The organism is Rhodococcus sp. NPDC056516 (genome assembly GCF_042794655.1).
Taxonomy (GTDB): domain Bacteria; phylum Actinomycetota; class Actinomycetes; order Mycobacteriales; family Mycobacteriaceae; genus Rhodococcus_F.
This window is the reverse complement of sequence record NZ_JBHTTG010000001.1, coordinates 261,019-279,704: the sequence shown is the minus strand read 5'-3', so window position 1 is coordinate 279,704 and position 18,686 is coordinate 261,019. Positions and strand designations below refer to the sequence as shown.

The following is an 18,686-nucleotide window of genomic DNA, read 5'->3' as shown; positions in this document are numbered from 1 at the left end:
GGACTACTCACAGAACTTCCGCACCCTTTCGTCGCAGGTACTTCAGAGCCGATTCGGCTGCGTTGTACCCGCACATTCCATGTGCTCCGGCACCCGGCGGGGTCGAGGCCGAGCACAGGTAGGTGCCCGCGATCCCCGTGCTGTACGGATCGACTGCGACGCGCGGACGCAAGACAACCTGCAGTTCGGTGTTGGCACCTCCGATGATGTCGCCGCCTACCTGATTCGGATTGTCCTCTGCCAGGGCAGATGTACCACTGCTCGACGTCGCGACGATCTGCTCCCGGAATCCTGGCGCAAACCTCTCGATCTGACGAGTTATCGCCTCCGTAGCATCGCCGGCGTAACCGTGAGGCACATGGGCATAGGCGTACAACGGATGAATGTTCCCGGCAGAGCGGGTGGGATCAGCCAGGTATTGCTGACCGATAAGTACAAACGGCCGGTCCGGCATACGGCCCGAATTCGTGTCACGCTCAGCTGCCACGATTTCGTCGAAACCACCTGCCAGATGGACTGTTCCGGCCCGAGCGCAATCCGGATTGGTCCACGGCACGTGACCTTCTATCGCGAAATCAACCTTGAAGGCCCCAGGAGCCTGTTTGAACTTTCGATAGGCCTTCGCCACTCGGGCGGGGAGACGATCACCCAGGATTTCGAGCGCACCACCCGGATTGACGTCCAGCAGAACAACATCGGCGTCAGGAATCTCGGAGGCGGTGCGAATCCGAACGCCGGTGTCGACCTTGCCGCCGTGATCGAGGAGCATCGCTGCCATGGCGTCGGTGATCGAACGCGACCCTCCCTCGGCGACCGGCCACCCGTAGCGGTGACCAGCAGCCGTGATCATCAACCCCACCGCCGACGTCGCCGGACGGTTGAGCGGATAGAACGCGTGCGCGGCGACCCCGCCGAACAATGCTCTGCCCTTCTCCGTCTTCCACAGTTTCGCGGTCACGGTTGCCGGAAGCAGTGCTCGCGGGCCGAAAGCCGCAAGCCGCAGCGGATGGCGCGGAACGTTGACGATCGGACGCATCAGATCGGACGCCAAAGCGTCGAATCCCGTCGACAAGTCACCGAACATCCGTTGCCATCGCTGCCCGTCCGCACCCAACCCCGCCGCGGTCTGCTCCAGCGAGCGGTACAGAACCCCGGCGTCCCCGTTGTCGAGCGGATGCGCGCAGTCCACCTCTGCCCATCTCCAGATCAGCCCGTAGCGCTCGAGGTCCAGCTTGGACAGGTACGGCGAGCCGATACCCATCGGGTGAAACGCCGAGCAGTGATCATGGATCAACCCCGGCACGTCGATCGGACCGGAGCGGGTGCCTCCGCCGATCTGGTCGGCGGCCTCGAGTACCTGCACGTCCACACCGCTACGTGCAAGGTGTACCGCGGCAGCGAGCCCATTGGGCCCGCTGCCGACGACTACGGCCTTTGTCACTTACTCACCTCTTGCTCGCTACCGCTGACCCTCGTACGCATCTTCGGTTCGGAGACAACCTGCGGATCTGTTGCCGCGCGGTCGGCCCGTACGTCCAGTGTCCACTGAACGTCGAACGGAATGGGCCCGTTCGGCAACCACGGCTGTTCGGCGACTGCGTCGGCGACCTTGAAAGTACCCCGTTCGATGACACCGAGAGCCGCATCGATCACCTGATACTCCTGCGTTCCCTTGTGGATGGGCTGCGATTCGATCCAGGTCACCAGGAATTCACCGGGCGCGAAGTTGCAGCGTCGCTGAATGGCGGCGATCAGTTTCGCGTCGTGCAAGTGGCCGTCACCGAAGTTGAAGGCGACGATGGAGTTGCACATGAACTCGGCTTCCCGCAACGAGTACGTGTTGATGTCGTCGCCGAGGTGCCTGATCATCAGAGAGAACAGCGCACGCCCTTGGCTGTGCATGGAACGCCAGCCCAACAGCTGATGCAGAACCACGTCGGACACGTCCTCGGGGTACATCGTCATCAACTGATTGCGGGTATCCGGCGACGGACGCTTGATGAACTGGTCGATCTTGGCTTCGGCGCCCGGCGCGAAGGCCCACGTCGCCGATGCCCAGTTGCCGGCGTACTGACGCATCGACGGCAGGAACGACACCAGATCGGGTCGAAGGTTTCCGAGAATCGGGAAGAAGGCAAGGGCTGCAACAATTCCCGCAGTAATCCACGGTGAGGACATGGCGCCGAGTCCGTATCCGTCCCACGCCGGGAATCCCAGGAACAGGAAGACCGATGCGTAAGCGAACAGAAGATTCCATTCGAGTGGGACGGCAAGCGGGAAGGTCGACGCGATGAACAAGTGGAATCCGACCATGAGGATCACGGCAAGGATCGTGAGGGTCTTGTTCGTCGAGAACAGCAGGATCAACGGGGTGACGATTTCGACCATCGTTCCGGCCACGTGAGCGACGCCGCCGCCCAGGTGCGAAGGCCGCAGATCCTCGGGGAAGTTCCGGTAGTGCGCACGCTTGATCTTCTTCGACGGGATCCACGGCGTGTTGCTGAGCATCGGGGGGACCACCAGCGAAAAGTGGCGACCGAACTTCGAGACACCGGCACCGATCCACACCATGACGATCAGCAGTTTGAGCGCCAGGATCATGTCGACGAAGGGCAGGAACGTGAAGAAGAAGATCGCCGGCAAATACTGCTCACTACGGGCAGCGATGAAGGGCACCTTGTCCCGCAACCCGAGAATCACCATGAGTACCAGGAAGGAGTACAAGACCGTCGGGCGCACCAGTCCGGCATTGTCAGCGATTGTCGAATCGATTCCTGTGGTGTGAACACCGGGAAGAACAGCGGCAACAAGGAGGTTGGCGACTGCGGCGACATAGATGAAGACGTCGAACATCGTGCGAGTGTCACCCGAGGTGAGCGGCACCTTGCCCGGCCACGGTGGCAGGCGAATGGTGCCGGGGCGGATCCAGTACAGAACTCCACCGGTCATCGGCTTGAAGTGGCCGGCGAGCGGGCCCCAGGATCCTGCCAGGCCCAGCATCTCGAGCATCATCGTCCAGATGATGAGTTTCTGGTAGATGATCGGCTGGTTCCACCACGATCCGATGTCGAACCACGAGAGGCCGGAAGTCAAAGTGGCAACGGCTGTTCCAGCTGCCAGGTAGAGGAACAACAATTTCATGATGTAGACGGTGTGGACCATCTTCGGCGTACCGAAGCCGTAATCCACCCAGTGCGTGGACATGTCACGCAGACGCTCGAGAAACGGCTTGTCCATGAACGTTGCCGGATCGACGGGAGGGAAGTTTCCTTCTTTGAATCCCATGATGTGCTCCTGAAATACGGAATGTGGGCATGACGGATCGACTCGACGGACGTCGTCGAGTTGTGCTGGTACTACTGGGAAGGGACTAGTGAGCGGGAGTTGCGCTCAATGCTCGTCTCATTCCAGGTTTGTCGATCTTGCCCACCGGGTTTCGGGGAAGCGTATCGACGACGTAGATCGCCACTGGCACCTTCACTCGGGTGAGCAAGGCCGTGACATGTTCGAGCAGTTCGTCTTCGGTGACGGGCGCGTCGGGGTAGGCCACAACATAGGCAACTGGCACCTCTCCGTAGACCTGGTGCGGAGCCCCGATGACGGCGGCCTCCAGCACGGAAGGATGTGTGGCGAGCGAGTTTTCGATCTCCTTGGGGTAGATGTTCTCGCCCCCGCGGATGATCATGTCCTTGATGCGGTCCACCAGCGTCAGGTAGCCGTCCTCGTCCAGTACACCGACGTCACCGGTGTGCAGCCAACCGTCCTTGACGGTCTTCGCGGTCTCCTCCGGCTTGCCCAGGTACCCGCGCATCACGTTGTCGCCCTTGATGACTACCTCTCCGGCGGTACCGACGGGCGCAAAGGTTCCGTCCTCGGCGAGAATCGCAATCTGCTGGCCGGGCAGCGCCGGTCCGACCGTGCCGAGTTTGCGCACCCCCTCGACAGGATTGCAGGCCGACGCACAGGTCCCCTCGGTAAGTCCGTACCCCTCGACGATCACGAAACCGAAACGCTGCTCAGCGCGTTCGAGGAGCTCCTTGCTGATCGGTGCCGCACCACACACGGCGAACCTCAGAGAGGACGTGTCGATCGACGCGTCTTCCGGCTGAGAGGTCAGCATCGCGTAGATTGCCGGCACCGCCGAGAAATACGTGGGACGAAGCCGCGCAACGTCGTCGAAGAATCTCGACACCGAGAACTTCCCGGTGACACTCACCTGCCCGCCGACGAGCAAGGGCGTCAAGACGCTGACGCAGATCGCGTTGACATGGAACAGCGGCAAGATCAGCAGGCAGTGATCTGCGCCGGTGACACCGATGTTCTTGCCCATCGACGAAGCCATGAACTGCAGGTTGGCATGCGAGAGCATCACTCCCTTGGGTCGTCCGGTGGAACCGCTGGTGTAGATGAGCAAAGCCAGATCATCTGCTGCAACAGCGATTTCGGGCCGGAGATCCGTCGGCGGCACTTTCGCCAAATCGTCGACGACCAACACCGCACGGCCACCCGAAGGCGCGTCGGCAGTGGCGGTGATGACCAACTCGGCACCAGAGTCCGCGATCTGGTAGTCCGCTTCGTTCGCAGTGAACATCGGGTTGATGGGTGTAGCCGCAGCACCTACGCGCCAAGCAGCCATGATCGCGATCAGCAACTCGACGCGATTGGGCAGCATGATCGCCACCACGTCACCGAGTCCGATCCCGAGTCCGGCCAATTGCGCGGCAACAGCTTCCGTGCGATCTGCGAACTCCTCATAGGTGAGTTCGACGTGGTCGTCCCGCAGGCACGGCTTCTTCCCGTACTTCTCTGCAAGATCCCAAGCCAGATATCCGATGTCCGCCACGAGAGTCAGCACCTTTCATTCGTGTGTGACTCAAAACACTATCGGTGTCCCGTGGTCGAAGAAACGGTCCCAGGAGATCAACTTATCCAGGTTCTTTGTTCCCGGAGCACAACGCCGCATGTTGCAGCGCACGTCAGATCAAGGGCTGATGCAACACCTCGCGAGCCCGCTGCGTCACCACTTCGGAGATCCGGCGCAAGACTGGCGACGACAGTTTCCACTGCTGCCAATACAGCGGAACGTCGTCGACGAAGTCCGGGTCGAATTCGATCAGCGCCCCGGAATGCTCGTCGTCGCCACGCTGCAGGTCCGGTATCAGCCCCCAGCCGTATCCCCGCCGAACCGCGTCCGCAAAATCTGCCGACGAAGGAACAAGATGGCGGGGCGGATCGACGGGATGGCCGACTTTTTGATCGAGATACCGATCCTGCAAGAGATCTTTCCGATTGAACACCACCAACGGCGCGGCCGAAAGACATTCTGCCGTAACACCATCCGCAAACCAACGACGACAGAACTCCGCGCTCGCCATCGGCCGATACCGCATTATGCCGAGCCGACTCGAAGAACACCCTTGAATCGGCGACGCGACCGACGTGACAGCGGCCATGACCGAACCGTCGCGCAACAGTTCGGTGGTGTGGTCTTGATCGTCGAGGTGGAAGTCGAAACTGACCTCGTGAGTGAACTCCGCGAGAGCACCCAGAACCCAGGTGGACAGCGAATCGGCGTTGACCGCGACAGAGACGCGGGCGAATGTTCCCGAACCGTTTTCAAGGCCGAGTTCTCGCACGGTATCGCGCGAAAGGGCATCTATCTGACGGGCAAGACGCAGGACTTCCCGCCCGGAATCGGTAACCCTGACGGGTTTGGTGCGCTGCACCAGGATCCGGCCTACCGAGGTCTCGAGAGCTTTGATCCGTTGACTGACCGCCGACGGCGTGATGTGCAACTTCCGCGCCGCCGCGTCAAAGGTTCCCTCGTCGACCGCAGCGTGCAATGCCCTCAGTTGCTCGAAGTCCAACATGATCTGAAGCTACTCTGATGCATCCTAAGAATCATTAGCTGGACTGATTACAATCTGCGGGGCAGGCTCGACAACATGCTCAGCACCACCGACCCAGCGTCGGCCCTCGTCGGTTTCGGAGTCGGACTCTCTCTGATCGTCGCAATCGGCGCACAGAATGCATTCGTTCTTCGCCAAGGCCTGACGCGCTCGCACGTACTCCCGATCGTCGCAGTCTGCGCCGTCTCAGACGCAGTTCTGATCCTTGCAGGCATCAGCGGAATCGGCGCCCTCCTCGAACACGCACCGTCACTGATCACTGCCGTTCGCATCGCCGGTGCCCTTTTCCTACTCAGCTATGCACTCTTCGCCGCCAAACGAGCACTTCGACCGCAAACATTGGCACCGGATCAACATGGCAACGGGTCGAGGCTTACCGCCGTCACGATGGCATTGGCACTCACCTGGCTGAATCCACATGTCTATCTCGACACCGTCGTGCTGATGGGTTCAATTGCCAACGGTCGCGGCGAGATCGGACGGTGGTGGTTTGCAATCGGCGCCGTCACCGCAAGTGCAGTCTGGTTCAGCGCCCTCGGTTACGGCGCGCGCCTGCTGACACCGCTTTTTGCAAAACCCAGCGCCTGGCGGGTTCTCGACGCTCTGATCGCCGTGATGATGACAGTTCTCGGAATCAGTCTGCTCACCGAATTGTGACCCGGCGATACAAGCACTTTCCGGTATCAGGATGGGTTACCGTCCAAGGTGAGTAAGGCTCAATTCACCTGTCGAGAGTTGTGACCATCAGGTAGGGCTGATCACGATGACCGAGGATGTCGACTCCGAACCGCGTGACTCCCACCGCGGACTGGGTTTGCTGTGTCTACTCGCTGCGGCCGCCGGCGTCGTGGTCGGATTTGTCGGCGGCGCGTTCCGATGGTGTCTGATCAGGGCCGATGAACTTCGTCAGACGATCGTGAATTGGGCGCATCACGTTCCGTACGTCGGGTGGCTCGTGCCGGTCGTCCTGGTTGCGCTGTGCACCGTCCTTGCTGTTCTGATCGTCAGACGAGTACCCCTCGCGCAGGGAAGCGGTATCCAGCACGTAGAGGCAGTGTCCCGCGGTGAAGCGAAGCCGCCGGGAATCAATCTCGTGCCCGCCAGATTCATCGGCGGCCTCTTGGCGATCGGCTCGGGTCTGGTCCTCGGCCGCGAAGGCCCCACCGTCCACATGGGCGCGGCAATCGGAGCGGAAACGGGACGACGGGCCCACCTTACCGAACCGGACGTCGCCATGCTGCAAACGTCCACGGCCGGAGCAGGACTCGCCGTTGCGTTCAACGCGCCTATCGCCGGCGCACTGTTCGTCTGCGAGGAGGTGACGCACTCGTTCCGGCTACGCACTGTTCTGCCAACGCTTTTCGGTGTTTCGGTCGCGGTGGGCTGTGCACGACTTGTCATCGGCGATCAACCAGATTTCGAGGTCGGCACCGTCCCGACACCTCAACTCGCACTGTTGCCACTGTTTGTCGTCTTCGGAATCCTCACGGGGCTACTGGGTATCGCGTACAACCGCTTGATTCTGGGACTACTCGATATCGTTGCACGACTCGACAGGATCCCGCCGACAGTCATCGGCGCAATGATCGGCGCCGTCATCGGCCTGACGCTCTTCCTCGACCCGCTGGCAAGTGGGGGCGGTGACGTTCTTGCACAGATGGTCGTCGGTGGCAGGACCTTCGTTCTGCCGATTCTGCTGCTGTACTTGGTGGTTCGGTTCTTCACGGGCCCGCTGTCGTACGCCGCCGGCACTCCCGGCGGACTTTTTGCTCCCCTACTCGCACTCGGCGCACTGTGGGGATCGATCTTCACCGGACTGTCTAGCTTCGTGCCCGGAGTCGACGCCGGACTCACGATCACCATGGCCACCGTAGGCATGGCCGCGTTTTTCGGCGCCGTGGTACGCGCACCGTTCACCGGCATCGTGATCGTGGTCGAGATGACAGCGGTGACGTCGACGCTGGTCCCGATGCTCGCGGCTACGGCCGCAGCGGTATTCGTCGCTACCGTGGCAGGGTCGGCCCCCATCTACGACAGTCTCCGAGAACGGATGCTGGAAGCGCGGCACCCTCCTCTGCGATGATCCTGATCGCCGTTTCCGCCGCATACGCCACACCTATGCGCGCGATAATGTATGTCTGTGAGCTATTTCGGGGGACGAGTCGTAGTTGTGACGGGCGCGGGTGCCGGTATCGGCCGCCAACTGGCAATCCAAGTTGCGTCCCAGGGAGGGCTGCTGTCACTTGTCGATCGTGACGAATCAGCACTCCGCGAAACAGTCGAGCTCACCGGCGTTCGCCCTGATTTAATTCTGTCGAATGTTGTCGACGTGGCAGATCGGACGGCAATGCAACATTGCGCGGACGAGACGTCACATCAATTCGGGCGCGTGGATGCGATCTTCAACAACGCTGGCATCCTGTATTCGGGCGACGTCCTCGACTGCAACTTTCCCGACATCGAACATGTCATGAATACAAACTTCTGGGGCACAATAAACGGTTCGAAGGTGTTCTTGCCCGATATTGTTCAATCCGATCGAGCAAACATCGTCAACGTGTCTTCGGCCTTCGGCCTGATGTCAGCTCCTGGCTATTCTGCATACAACTCAGCCAAATTCGCGGTTCGTGGGTTCACCGAATCGCTCCGTCAGGAAATGTCGGCTACTCATCCTCAGGTGCGGGTGTCGTGCGTTTACCCCGGCGGAGTCAAGACATCGATTGCGAGGTCGGCACGGGTAGCGTCGACACTCGATCACTCGGCAGTAGTCGACTCATTCGAGAAGTCCATCGCTCGAACTGAGCCTGCTGAGGCGGCAAGAACAATCCTGCGAGGCACCGAAAAGGGTCTCCCTCGCATTTTTGTCGGGAACGACGCGCGGGTCATCGATGTGCTGACCCGTGTCGCGAGTTCGGGCTATCAACGCATCATTCCGACACTTACATCCGCGCGCCGATAGCCTTCCTCGGATCGAGTTTTTCGCAGCCCTCTAGATCAAGGGCGTTCCGACGTAGTTCTCGGCGATCAATGTTCGTCCGGCCACCGAGCGCGTGACCATGTCCAACTCAGCCAACTGACGCCGATGGCCGAAACCGCTGTCGTCTGGCAAGCGATGAAGCATCGACGACATCCACCACGAAAAGTGCTGCGTCCGCCACACACGCGGCAGCACCGTTTCGGTATACCCGTCCAACATCTTTCGGTCGGACGAGGTGAAGAAACTGTCCATTGCCTTTGCCAAGGCGTAGACGTCAGCAATCGCGAGATTCATTCCCTTTGCGCCGGTCGGCGGCACAGTGTGCGCCGCATCTCCAGCAAGAAAGAGGTTGCCGTGCTGCATCGGCTCGCACACGAAACTGCGGAACTGAAGGATCGACTTCTGAAAGATCCTGCCGTCCTTGATCTCGGCACCCTCACCGTCGACCCGCATGTGCAGCTCGTCCCAGATTCGATCGTCGGACCAGTTGTCCACGGAGTCGTCCGGATCGACCTGAAGATAGTGACGCTGCACCTCGGGCGTCCTTGTACTGATCAGCGCAAACCCACGCTCGTGGTTGGCGTAGATCAATTCTTCCGATGACGGCGGCGCCTCGGCCAGGATGCCGAACCACGCGAAGGGATACTGCCGGAAATGATCCGTGCGGATCGACGGTTCGGGAATCAGCTTTCGCGTTTCGGTTCGCGACCCGTCGCAACCGGCCACCAGGACGCACTCGAGCTTCTGGTCGCTACCGTCCGAGTCGACGAAAGTAATACTCGGGCTATCTGATTCGTGATCGTGCACTCGCGCGTCGGTCACTCCGAATCGAATGTCCCCACCGTCGGCGAGGCGTCGCGCAATCAGGTCTACGAGCACCTCGTGCTGCGGGTACACCGTGACGGCGCGCCCGTCGGTCAGTTCGTCGAATGCGATGCGGTGCCCTCGCCCACCGAATCGCAACTCGATTCCGTGATGTTCGAGGCCTTCTCGCTTCAGTCGGTCACCGAGTCCGGTCTCGACCATGAGATCAACGGTGTTCTGTTCGAGCACACCCGCACGAATGGTGCCTTCCACCTCTTCGCGGGTGCGGCATTCCAGGACGATCGAATCGATTCCCCTCAGATGCAAGAGATGCGAGAGCATCAACCCGGCGGGACCGCCACCGACGATTCCGACCTGGGTGCGCAACGAAGACATACAGAGAACTCCTGAGGTGAGTGGCGATTGAGACCACCCTCAACCACTACCGCTCCCCTGAACAGCTGAAATTTCACTCAGTGAAAGATCGAAACTGAGCTATCGAAGCCCGCCGCCACCAAGCCCGCGTGATATTCCGCGAGCAGCCGCGGCCAAGGCCGGCAGTAAGGGAGCCGGATCCTGCTCCACCGGAACAACTGTCGACACCGCTGCGACAACGTCGCCGCCGGCTTCGCGGACCGGAGCGGCAACGGCAAGAGTTCCGACATTCAGATACTCACGACACACCACGAATCCGGTGCGTCTGATCTCGTCGAGAGTTGCTCTCAAGATCCGCTCGGACGTAATGGTTTTGGGTGTGAACGCCTCGAGGCCGGCTCGGAGGACGTCGTCGAGAAGCTCGGTTCCGCCGTGCGCCAGGAGAATCAATCCACCGCTGGACGCGTGCAACGGCAACCTACCGCCGGCGCGGCCGACCACGGTGACGGCGCTACGCGAGGACAAGCGCTCGAGGTACAGCGCCTCGGTGCCCTCACGGACAACCAACTGCACGTTCTCCCGGGTGACCTCGTACAGGTCTTCGAGGAACGGCAACGCCACCTGTCTCAGACCGTGCGCCCCGGGAGCGAGAGCGCCGATCTCCCACAACCGGACTCCGACCTGGTATTTGCCGTCGCTCCGACGCTCGAGGGCGCCGGCAGCCACCAGCTGCCCGCACAGTCGATGGACGGTGGGCAGAGGTAGATCGGTGCGGCGACTGATCTCAGATTGAGTCAACCGAGGAGACGTCGCATCGAAGGCACCGAGCACGATAAATGCCCGGCCGATCAACGAACGGTCGCCTGATGCCATTCACACAGTGTGACTCACAAAGCCGTGTGACTGACAAAGCCGTGTGACTGACATCAGGCGAAACGTGTTCGAGCGGTGCAGAGCTACGCGGAGTGCGCCAATTCCGGTTCGCGTTCGGTCACCGGCGGCGCGGCCTCGATCTTCATCGGCTCCTGCGCGTAATGGAAGTGCGGACGACGGTGACCGATGAACGATCCGAACCACGACATCACAGCGACATACCGGTTGCGGAAGCCCACCAGGTACATCACGTGCACGGCCAACCACATGAACCAGGCGATCGTGCCCTTGAACTCGACCTTGCGGACGCGACACACAGCGCTGAATCGGCTGATGATCGACATGCTGCCCTTGTCGAAGTACTTGAAAGGCGTTCCTGCCTTGACCTTTCCGTTCACAGTCTTCGCGGCGTGACGGCCACCCTGCATTGCAACGGGCGACTGACCCGGCAGACCGTTCAGCGAAGTCATGTCGCCGATGGCAAAGACGTTGGCGAATCCTCCGACGGTCAAGTCCGGATTGATGAGCAGACGACCTGCGCGGTCACTCTCACAACCGGTTGCCTCTCCGAGCACCGCGGCGAAGTCGTTGGCGCGTACACCGGCCGACCAGATGACGGTCTCGGCGTCGATGCGCTTCTCTTCCTTGGTCTTTGCCGAAGAGACGGTGACACCGTGCTCGTCGATGGCGGTGACCATGGTGTTGAGGACTACCTCGACACCCGACTTCTCGAGCGAGGCCTGCGTGTACTCACTGAGCTTGCCGCCGAAGGCCGGAAGCGCAACGCCGGCGCCTTCGACCATGGTGACCGTGACCTCGTCGGCACTGATGTTGTTGATGGCCTTCGCAAAGTAGCGACGCGCCAGTTCCTTGATCTGTCCGGCGAGCTCGACGCCGGTCGCGCCTGCACCCACGACAACGAAGCTGAGTAGGTTGCGGCGAACCAGCGCGTCGTTGGTGGTGTGGGCTTCTTCGAAGCAGCGCAGGATCTGCTTGCGCAGCACCTCGGCGTCCTCGACGGTCTTGAGCTTGTAGGTGACCTTCTCGAACTCGTCATGACCGAAGTACGCCTGCGTGGCACCGGTGGCTGCGATGAGCGAGCGGTATCCGAGCGTATGGCGGGTGCCCGAGGCTTCGTAGACGACCGTGTTCTCTTCGGCGTTGACCTCGACGACGCGGCCGAGGCGCACGTCGGCGTTGGGGTACTTCTGCAGGATCGTGCGGATGGGCGGAGCAACCTCGCCGGCCGACAGAACACCCGTTGCCACCTGGTAGAGCAGCGGCTGGAAGAGGTGCTCGGTGGTGGCGGAGATGAGGACGAACGGCGTCTTGGACTTCGCGAGGGTCTTGGCCGCGGCGAGGGCTCCGAATCCCGAACCGACGATCACTACCTGAGTCTGCTCGTGTCCAGTCGCGTCGATGTCTGCGCGACCCGCAGCTGTTCTATCCACAACAAATCTCCTCAACCAAATTGAAAGTATGACTATTACGGTATGGACTGATCATGGGTCCGGTCCAGCTAGCTGGAGTATTCGCAAGACTGTTATCTCGATTGCTCATAAGTAAGCTGTCCTCATGGACTTCCGCCAACTCAAGTACTTCCTCGTCGTGAGCGAGGAACTGAGCTTCAGTCGCGCTGCCGAGCGCTGCTTCATCTCGCAGTCGGCGATCAGCCATCAGGTCGCGCGACTGGAGAAGGAGCTTGGCGCGACACTCTTCGAACGCTCGACCCGAGCCGTTCGCCTTGCCCCGGCAGGATCGCGACTCGTGCCCATCGCGCAGCAAGTCCTCAGCCTCGAAACGATGGCGTACTCCGTCGCACGCGACCCACGAGCCCGGATCCGGATCACCGGAAACATGAGCTTTGCCGCTCAGACGCTGGACGCCATCGCACACGTGCGCGAACTTCACCCCGACCTGGACGTCGAGTTCGTCATCAAGAGTTTCGCCCACCGCATGGACGCCGTGGCCTCCGGTGACGCCGACATCGCGCTGATTCGCGGCGGCGTCGACCGCCCCGGACTCGAGCCCCTGGACCTCGGCGTCGAGGACCTCTTGGTCGTCATGTCGAGTCGGCACCCCCTGGCCGGTCAGCAAAGCGTCGACCTCAACGACCTGGCCGCATATCCCCTGCTCTTGCCGCCACGCCAAAGCCAGGTTCTCATCCACAAGGTGGTCGAGGACGCGTTCCGCGAAATAGATCGACGCGTACAACTGGGCCCCGCAATTCCCAGCGATCACACCGCCACGCTGGACGTGATCACCAACCCTCGCGCCTGGACCCTGCTGTATTCGATCACCGCAGGCGAATCTCCACGTGCTGGAATCAGCTTCATGCGAGAATCGCACGGACGCTTACGAATTCCGGTGTCCGGGGTGACCCGCAGCGGCATCACCTACTCCACCGAGTTCGCCGATCTGATCCAAGCACTCAAGGACGCGATGAACCCGTCTTTCACTGAATGAAAGTGTAATGGCGATCGACCTCCTCACAGAGCAACGTGGTGCATAACCATGTGATGCGGCGCGCAGTCGCATCCCTTCTCGAGGAGCGGCCATGTCGAGTTTGTTGAGCGAACCTGTGTGGGAATCGAAGATCTTCCACGGCGAATGGGTTCGCGGTAACGCCGAAGATCGCATCGTCGTCGAACCGGCCACGGGCAAGCAGTTGACGACGGTGGGCATGGCAACACCCGACGACGTGGCAGCCGCTGCAACAAAAGCTACTGCAGCTCAGAAGGATTGGGCAGCACGCCCCTACACCGAACGCGCCGCTGTTCTGCGCCGCGCCGGTCAATTGTTCGAGCAGTACGCCGACGAAATCGGCGAATGGGTGATCCGGGAGGCCGGCAGCATCCCGGCCAAGGCCGGACTGGAAACCCATACCGCTGCCGAGGAGTGCTACAACGCCGCAGCCCTGGCCGCGCACCCCGTAGGTGAAGTGCTGCGCTCGGAGCAACCTCGCCTGAGCTTCTCTCGTCGCGTACCGGTCGGAACCGTCGGCGTCATCGCACCTTTCAACTTTCCGATCATCCTGTCGATCCGTGCAGTCGCTCCCGCACTGGCACTGGGTAATTCGGTGATCCTCAAGCCTGACCCGCGCACGGCGATCTGTGGCGGTGTGGTTCTCGCTCGCATCTTCGAGGAGGCCGGCTTGCCCGCGGGAGTGTTCAGCATGTTGCCGGGCGGCGCTGACGCCGGTGAGGCAATCGTGGTTCATCCGAGCGTTCGCGTCGTCGCATTCACCGGGTCGACCCGCGCCGGACGGGCTGTCGGCGAACTGGCAGGCCGCCACCTCAAACGAGCGCATCTCGAACTCGGCGGCAACAACGCGCTGATCGTCATGGACGACGTCGACCTCGAAAAGGCAGCATCTGTCGGCGCTTTCGGCTCGTTCATGCACCAGGGGCAGATCTGCATGACCACTGGTCGTCAACTGGTCCACGAAAGTATCGCTGCCGACTACACCGCACTCCTTGCCGAACGCGCCGACAAGCTTCCGGTAGGCGACCCGTTCACCGGTCAGGTCGCACTCGGCCCCATCATCGACGCCAAACAACGCGACCACATCCACTCCCTGGTCACCGGAAGCATCGCGGCCGGAGCAAAACTGGCTGCCGGTGGCACCTACGAGGATCTCTTCTACCGGCCCACCGTGCTGGCCGACACCCCACTGACCGCCCCGGCCTTCGCCGACGAGGTCTTCGGGCCGGTCGCACCGGTGACCTCCTTTGCCACCGTCGAACAAGCCGTCGCCATAGCCAACGATTCCGAATACGGATTGTCGCTGGGCATTCTGACCTCCGACGCCATGCGCGGACTCGAACTCGCTCAACAGATCCCCACCGGCCTCGTACACATCAACGATCAGACGGTCGGCGACGAAGCCGTCATCCCGTTCGGCGGCATGGCATCTTCGGGTAACGGCGGCCGCGTCGGCGGTATCGGCGCAAACCTCGACGCCTTCACCGAAACGCAGTGGGTGACGGCCCAGAGCACACTCCCGGTCTACCCCTTCTAGTTCGACAAACACCGAGCTGGTCCGACAAATACCAGGCGTGTCCCGGTGGCTCACTGACCAGCATTGACGGGATCGATCTCGCGGACTTACCATCCAGAGAAAATTACTTCGCCACATTAAGCATTTTCTCTTGTAAATCCCGAGAAGGACCCACTTGACGAATTCAGTGACAACGGACAGCGCTGCGCAGCCAACGGTCTGCGACACCCCGGATGTATCCGTCGTAACATCACCGCGCCGCGAGGCCGTCATCATCGGGGCCCTCAGCCTGGCCGCGATGATCGTCTCGATGATGCAGACGCTGCCCGTTCCGATCTTGGGACGCATTCAGTCCGATCTGGGCGCATCCGCGGCCGGCATCAGTTGGGTGACGACGGCGACGTTGCTCTCGGCCGCCGTTTTCACTCCCCTGTTGGGCCGCTACGGCGACCAGCACGGGAAGAAGCGCACGCTGGTCGGCGTTCTGATCGTGATGGTCATCGGTTCAATCGTCGCCGCGCTGGCACACAATCTGCCACTTCTCATTCTCGGACGCGTCCTCCAGGGAACCGCCACCGCCATCTTCCCGCTGGCTCTTTCGGTTCTGCGCGAAGAGGTTCGCCCGCACAAGCTCCCCGGCGCGATGGCATTGGTCAGCGGAACCCTTGCATTCGGCAGCGGGCTCGCCCTCGTCGCCACCGGACTTCTCACATCGGCTCCGGATGCCGACTACCGCAACGCCTTCTGGATGGCCACCGGGTTCGCGTTGCTTGCCCTCGTCGCCGTCATCACGCTGGTGCCGGCGACCAAGCACAAGAGCGGTGGGCGCGTCGACGTCATCGGTGCGCTGAGCCTGGGCGCTGCACTCCTTCTGCTCCTGTTGTCGATTTCGCAAGGCCACCAATGGGGTTGGATCTCGCCCTTGACCATCGGTGTTTTCCTGGGCTCGATCGTGATGTTCGCCGTCTGGGTCTGGATCGAGAAGATCGTCGACGAACCACTGGTCGACATGCGAATGTTCGTGCACCGGCCCGTGATGATGGCGAACCTGGCGGGGGTCATGCTGGGCTTCGGAATGTTCGCCAACTTCCTGGGCATCTCTTATCTCGTGCAACTTCCCCATGCCCTCACGGGATACGGATTCGACGCCAGCATTCTGCGTGCGTCGGTGGAATTCCTACTGCCGGGAGCGATTGCCTCGCTGATCGCGGCACCGATCGGTGGGCGCCTCATCAGAGTGCGCGGGCCACGTTTCGTCCTGGGACTCACCGCGATCTGTGGTGCGGTGCCGTTCGCCTGGCTCGCATACGACCACACGCACACCGCATCGGTCATCGGTGCCGGCATCGTGATCGGCACCGCCGTCAGCCTGGGTTACGCGGCTTTGCCCGCGATCATCATGTCGAGTGTTCCGCATCGCCAGAGTGGAATAGCCAACGGCATCAACTCGATCTCCCGTTCCACCGGCAGCGCCATGGGCAGTGCAGTGGTAACCACGATTCTCGCCTCGATGACCATCGCGAACCTGCCCGAGGGCGTAGCCGCTCTGCCCAGCGAATCCGCCTTCACCGTCACGTTCGTGACCGCCGCCGTGGCCTTCGCCCTCGTCGGTGTGGTCGGGTGGCTGGGTCTGCGCCCGGCGCGTTCCCCAGCCTCCACGAAATAACCTCCCGCTGCGTGAGATCGGAAGTACCGCAGGGGGTTAAGCGCACCGTAGCCTGCGCAGATGCCAGGTGAGACGCTCTACGTGATCGACCGAATAGTCACGAATCCCGGATGTGGGCAGAAGTTCGTCGACGAATTTCGCGCCGGCTACCTGCCGAATGCCAATCGCCGCAACCTGACTCTCGACAACATACTTGTCAGTCCGCCGCTGTGGGCCGAGGACGAGTCCAACATCGTCACGATCACGTGGACCGTCGAGGGGACCGCCGGTTGGTGGGAGGTGACTCGTTCGAGCCGCGGTGACGCCACTCTCCGGCAATGGTGGGACGCAACGGCTCCGCTCATTGCCGAACGAAGCCGCACCATGGCTGCCGCTGCCGACGACGTCGAGGGACTGGCCGATGTATAACGTCACAAGGGTGGTTTTTGCAGCCGACACCGCGGACTCGGCCAGCTGGATCGATGCGATGAACACCATTGCAGCAGTGGCAGAATCGTCTGGATCAGTTCGCCATCTCGTCACCGCCACACTGCCCGGCGTCATCAACGGCGGAGATCTGATCATGCATCTCCAGTTCGAGGACGAAGCGTCGTGGCAGGCCGCTCGAGGTGCCATTGACGCCGGACTTCATCACGACGCCGTCGAGCGCTTTCACGGCGCCGAGTACGCTTCCGGAACCGAGGGTCGCTCGCGCGCCACCGGCCCGAACGGGGTGTACCGAGCGCTGCTGATTCGCGTTGCACCCCGTGCCCCGAAGGACGCAATCGAACGCTTCGAAAGCGACTTGCTGAAGATGCCCGCGCATATCTCCTCGATCGCTGCCTGGCGGCTCAGTCGAGTGAGCGCGGCGACCGGCGCACCATCTGCATGTGACGAAGCACCGTGGACCCATGTGTGGGAGCAGGAGTTCACCGATCTCGCGTCACTGCAGACCCAATACCTCGACCATCCGATCCATTGGGGCGTCGTTGATCGATGGTTCGACCCCGAATGCACCGAAGTCATTGTTCGGGACAGAATCTGTCATACCTTCGGCGAATTGAGCGAAGAACTCCTATCGAGTGACGGCTGACGCCTCACGAATCATCGCCCAAACTTTCTGTCGTGCAGGTTCCGTGAGCGACAACGACGGAATAGTGAGGAACCCGTGAAATAGCCCGTCGAAGCGATGATGCTGCACCGGGACGCCGGCCGAGGCAAGTAGTTTCGCGTACTCGTCGCCGGCCGAGCACGGCGGATCCAGCTCAGCTGTCACGATGACGGCCGCTGGAAGATCGGCGAACGACTCTGCCCGAGTAGGTATCACCCGCACGTCATCTCGGCGTTCGGGCGCATATTGGTCCCAGTACCACTTCATGGCCGTGGTCGTGTTGTAGTGGTCGGTGCCGTAGAGACGGTAGGACTCGGTGTCGAAATCATCGTCGATCACGGGATAGATGAGAACTTGCGCCGCAACCTCCGGACCTCCACGATCGCGGGCGGCAATGGCAACTGTCGCAGCGAGATTGCCACCCGCGCTGTCACCGGCCAGCACGATCCTGCTCGGGTCAGCGCCGTACTCTGCCGCGTGCTTCGCTGCCCACTCCACTGCTGCATACACGTCGTCGTGTGCTGCCGGGGCGGGATTTTCAGGGGCCAGACGATAATCGACGGAGACCACAACGGCGCCGACACCTTCCGCCATGGACCGGCAGAATTCATCATGGCTGTCCAGGTCGCAGAACACGAAGCCTCCGCCGTGAGCGAAGACGACCAGCGGAATGGCATCGGAGGAAGCGTGCGGGCGGTAGACGCGGATCGACAGATCCCCCCCAGGGCCGTCGATTGCGAGATCGTCGACTGCACGCATGTCGGGAAGCCGCTCCAGCGGAGCTCGCCGATTCCGAAGCAAAGCGCGTAACTCCGACGGGTCGAAGCTGGTGACGTCCGGGAATGCTGCGTTGAGCGTGGCCAGCATTGTGACGACTTCCGCGTGAATTGTCATGGGCACTCCTGATCTCGGACGTCGGGCATTCGCCAAGGTAAATCGCCCACGGCTGAGTGAGAACACACCCTCCCGATCAGTGGTCTTTTTTGTAGCGA

General features: G+C 61.5%; 16 protein-coding genes. 8 read left to right on the top strand and 8 right to left on the bottom strand.

All coding sequences use genetic code 11. The annotated features are described in order from the left end of the window. Nucleotides 1-7: 7 nt before the first annotated feature. The 4 genes from ACFQ6Y_RS01245 to ACFQ6Y_RS01230 all read right to left on the bottom strand — a co-directional run bounded on the left by ACFQ6Y_RS01245 (nt 8) and on the right by ACFQ6Y_RS01230 (nt 5,870). Nucleotides 8-1,441 carry a phytoene desaturase family protein gene (locus ACFQ6Y_RS01245; RefSeq protein WP_378628030.1) on the bottom strand — a complete coding sequence of 478 codons (1,434 nt, stop codon included), beginning with the start codon at nt 1,439-1,441 and terminating at the stop codon, nt 8-10. After that, entirely contained in the window at nt 1,438-3,285 is a 1,848-nt protein-coding gene (locus ACFQ6Y_RS01240) for a DUF3556 domain-containing protein (protein ID WP_378628028.1), read from the bottom strand. The genes ACFQ6Y_RS01245 and ACFQ6Y_RS01240 overlap by 4 nt, the downstream gene beginning before the upstream one ends. 85 nt (nt 3,286-3,370) lie before the next feature. Then, the gene (locus ACFQ6Y_RS01235; RefSeq protein ID WP_378628025.1) at nt 3,371-4,843 is read right to left on the bottom strand and encodes a class I adenylate-forming enzyme family protein; all 1,473 of its coding nucleotides are present in this window, start codon (nt 4,841-4,843) and stop codon (nt 3,371-3,373) included. A gap of 133 nt (nt 4,844-4,976) precedes the next feature. After that, nucleotides 4,977-5,870 carry a LysR family transcriptional regulator ArgP gene (locus ACFQ6Y_RS01230; protein ID WP_378628023.1) on the bottom strand — a complete coding sequence of 298 codons (894 nt, stop codon included), beginning with the start codon at nt 5,868-5,870 and terminating at the stop codon, nt 4,977-4,979. A 75-nt stretch (nt 5,871-5,945) separates the two neighbouring features. Between ACFQ6Y_RS01230 and ACFQ6Y_RS01225 the strand changes: the two genes are divergently transcribed. From ACFQ6Y_RS01225 to ACFQ6Y_RS01215, 3 genes are all read left to right on the top strand, one after another. Then, the gene (locus ACFQ6Y_RS01225; RefSeq protein WP_378541844.1) at nt 5,946-6,566 is read left to right on the top strand and encodes a LysE/ArgO family amino acid transporter; all 621 of its coding nucleotides are present in this window, start codon (nt 5,946-5,948) and stop codon (nt 6,564-6,566) included. A gap of 106 nt (nt 6,567-6,672) precedes the next feature. Then, complete coding sequence (locus ACFQ6Y_RS01220; RefSeq protein ID WP_378628021.1) at nt 6,673-7,992, top strand: ClC family H(+)/Cl(-) exchange transporter; 1,320 nt, start codon at nt 6,673-6,675, stop codon at nt 7,990-7,992. Nucleotides 7,993-8,043: 51 nt separating this feature from the next. Next, nucleotides 8,044-8,868 carry an SDR family NAD(P)-dependent oxidoreductase gene (locus tag ACFQ6Y_RS01215; protein ID WP_378628018.1) on the top strand — a complete coding sequence of 275 codons (825 nt, stop codon included), beginning with the start codon at nt 8,044-8,046 and terminating at the stop codon, nt 8,866-8,868. 30 nt (nt 8,869-8,898) lie between these two features. Here ACFQ6Y_RS01215 and ACFQ6Y_RS01210 read toward each other — a convergent pair whose 3' ends face one another. The 3 genes from ACFQ6Y_RS01210 to ACFQ6Y_RS01200 all read right to left on the bottom strand — a co-directional run bounded on the left by ACFQ6Y_RS01210 (nt 8,899) and on the right by ACFQ6Y_RS01200 (nt 12,389). Then, the gene (locus ACFQ6Y_RS01210) at nt 8,899-10,086 is read right to left on the bottom strand and encodes a 4-hydroxybenzoate 3-monooxygenase (RefSeq protein ID WP_378628016.1); all 1,188 of its coding nucleotides are present in this window, start codon (nt 10,084-10,086) and stop codon (nt 8,899-8,901) included. Between the two features lie 99 nt (nt 10,087-10,185). Next, nucleotides 10,186-10,938 (bottom strand): IclR family transcriptional regulator, encoded by a 753-nt coding sequence (locus tag ACFQ6Y_RS01205; protein ID WP_378447513.1) that lies wholly within the window; start codon nt 10,936-10,938, stop codon nt 10,186-10,188. A gap of 83 nt (nt 10,939-11,021) precedes the next feature. Next, nucleotides 11,022-12,389: an NAD(P)/FAD-dependent oxidoreductase gene (locus tag ACFQ6Y_RS01200; RefSeq protein ID WP_317826081.1), complete on the bottom strand. Its 1,368-nt coding sequence runs from the start codon at nt 12,387-12,389 to the stop codon at nt 11,022-11,024. A gap of 124 nt (nt 12,390-12,513) precedes the next feature. Here ACFQ6Y_RS01200 and ACFQ6Y_RS01195 point away from each other — a divergent pair, with 124 nt between their 5' ends. From ACFQ6Y_RS01195 to ACFQ6Y_RS01175, 5 genes are all read left to right on the top strand, one after another. Further along, nucleotides 12,514-13,404, top strand: coding sequence for a LysR family transcriptional regulator (locus tag ACFQ6Y_RS01195; RefSeq protein WP_230816016.1), 891 nt, complete (start codon nt 12,514-12,516; stop codon nt 13,402-13,404). Between the two features lie 91 nt (nt 13,405-13,495). Continuing rightward, entirely contained in the window at nt 13,496-14,959 is a 1,464-nt protein-coding gene (locus tag ACFQ6Y_RS01190) for a benzaldehyde dehydrogenase (protein ID WP_378628014.1), read from the top strand. Between the two features lie 154 nt (nt 14,960-15,113). Next, complete coding sequence (locus ACFQ6Y_RS01185; RefSeq protein WP_378628011.1) at nt 15,114-16,604, top strand: MFS transporter; 1,491 nt, start codon at nt 15,114-15,116, stop codon at nt 16,602-16,604. A 60-nt stretch (nt 16,605-16,664) separates the two neighbouring features. Beyond that, nucleotides 16,665-17,012, top strand: a complete 348-nt coding sequence (locus tag ACFQ6Y_RS01180; RefSeq protein ID WP_378628008.1) for a hypothetical protein — start codon at nt 16,665-16,667, stop codon at nt 17,010-17,012. 10 nt (nt 17,013-17,022) lie between these two features. Next, nucleotides 17,023-17,676, top strand: coding sequence for a Dabb family protein (locus tag ACFQ6Y_RS01175; RefSeq protein ID WP_378628006.1), 654 nt, complete (start codon nt 17,023-17,025; stop codon nt 17,674-17,676). On the opposite strand, the gene ACFQ6Y_RS01170 is transcribed toward ACFQ6Y_RS01175, so the two are convergent. Next, nucleotides 17,659-18,588, bottom strand: a complete 930-nt coding sequence (locus ACFQ6Y_RS01170; protein ID WP_378628004.1) for an alpha/beta hydrolase — start codon at nt 18,586-18,588, stop codon at nt 17,659-17,661. The genes ACFQ6Y_RS01175 and ACFQ6Y_RS01170 overlap by 18 nt on opposite strands. Nucleotides 18,589-18,686 lie beyond the last annotated feature (98 nt).

Excerpts from the sequence above, each read along its gene's own strand:
- ACFQ6Y_RS01225 (WP_378541844.1), top strand. The coding sequence starts at position 5,946 with ATGCTCAGCACCACCGACCCAGCGTCGGCCCTCGTCGGTTTCGGAGTC.
- ACFQ6Y_RS01215 (WP_378628018.1), top strand. The coding sequence starts at position 8,044 with ATGTCTGTGAGCTATTTCGGGGGACGAGTCGTAGTTGTGACGGGCGCG.
- ACFQ6Y_RS01180 (WP_378628008.1), top strand. The coding sequence starts at position 16,665 with ATGCCAGGTGAGACGCTCTACGTGATCGACCGAATAGTCACGAATCCC.
- ACFQ6Y_RS01220 (WP_378628021.1), top strand. The coding sequence starts at position 6,673 with ATGACCGAGGATGTCGACTCCGAACCGCGTGACTCCCACCGCGGACTG.
- ACFQ6Y_RS01190 (WP_378628014.1), top strand. The coding sequence starts at position 13,496 with ATGTCGAGTTTGTTGAGCGAACCTGTGTGGGAATCGAAGATCTTCCAC.
- ACFQ6Y_RS01205 (WP_378447513.1), bottom strand. The coding sequence starts at position 10,938 with ATGGCATCAGGCGACCGTTCGTTGATCGGCCGGGCATTTATCGTGCTC.
- ACFQ6Y_RS01210 (WP_378628016.1), bottom strand. The coding sequence starts at position 10,086 with ATGTCTTCGTTGCGCACCCAGGTCGGAATCGTCGGTGGCGGTCCCGCC.
- ACFQ6Y_RS01240 (WP_378628028.1), bottom strand. The coding sequence starts at position 3,285 with ATGGGATTCAAAGAAGGAAACTTCCCTCCCGTCGATCCGGCAACGTTC.
- ACFQ6Y_RS01170 (WP_378628004.1), bottom strand. The coding sequence starts at position 18,588 with ATGACAATTCACGCGGAAGTCGTCACAATGCTGGCCACGCTCAACGCA.
- ACFQ6Y_RS01230 (WP_378628023.1), bottom strand. The coding sequence starts at position 5,870 with ATGTTGGACTTCGAGCAACTGAGGGCATTGCACGCTGCGGTCGACGAG.
- ACFQ6Y_RS01195 (WP_230816016.1), top strand. The coding sequence starts at position 12,514 with ATGGACTTCCGCCAACTCAAGTACTTCCTCGTCGTGAGCGAGGAACTG.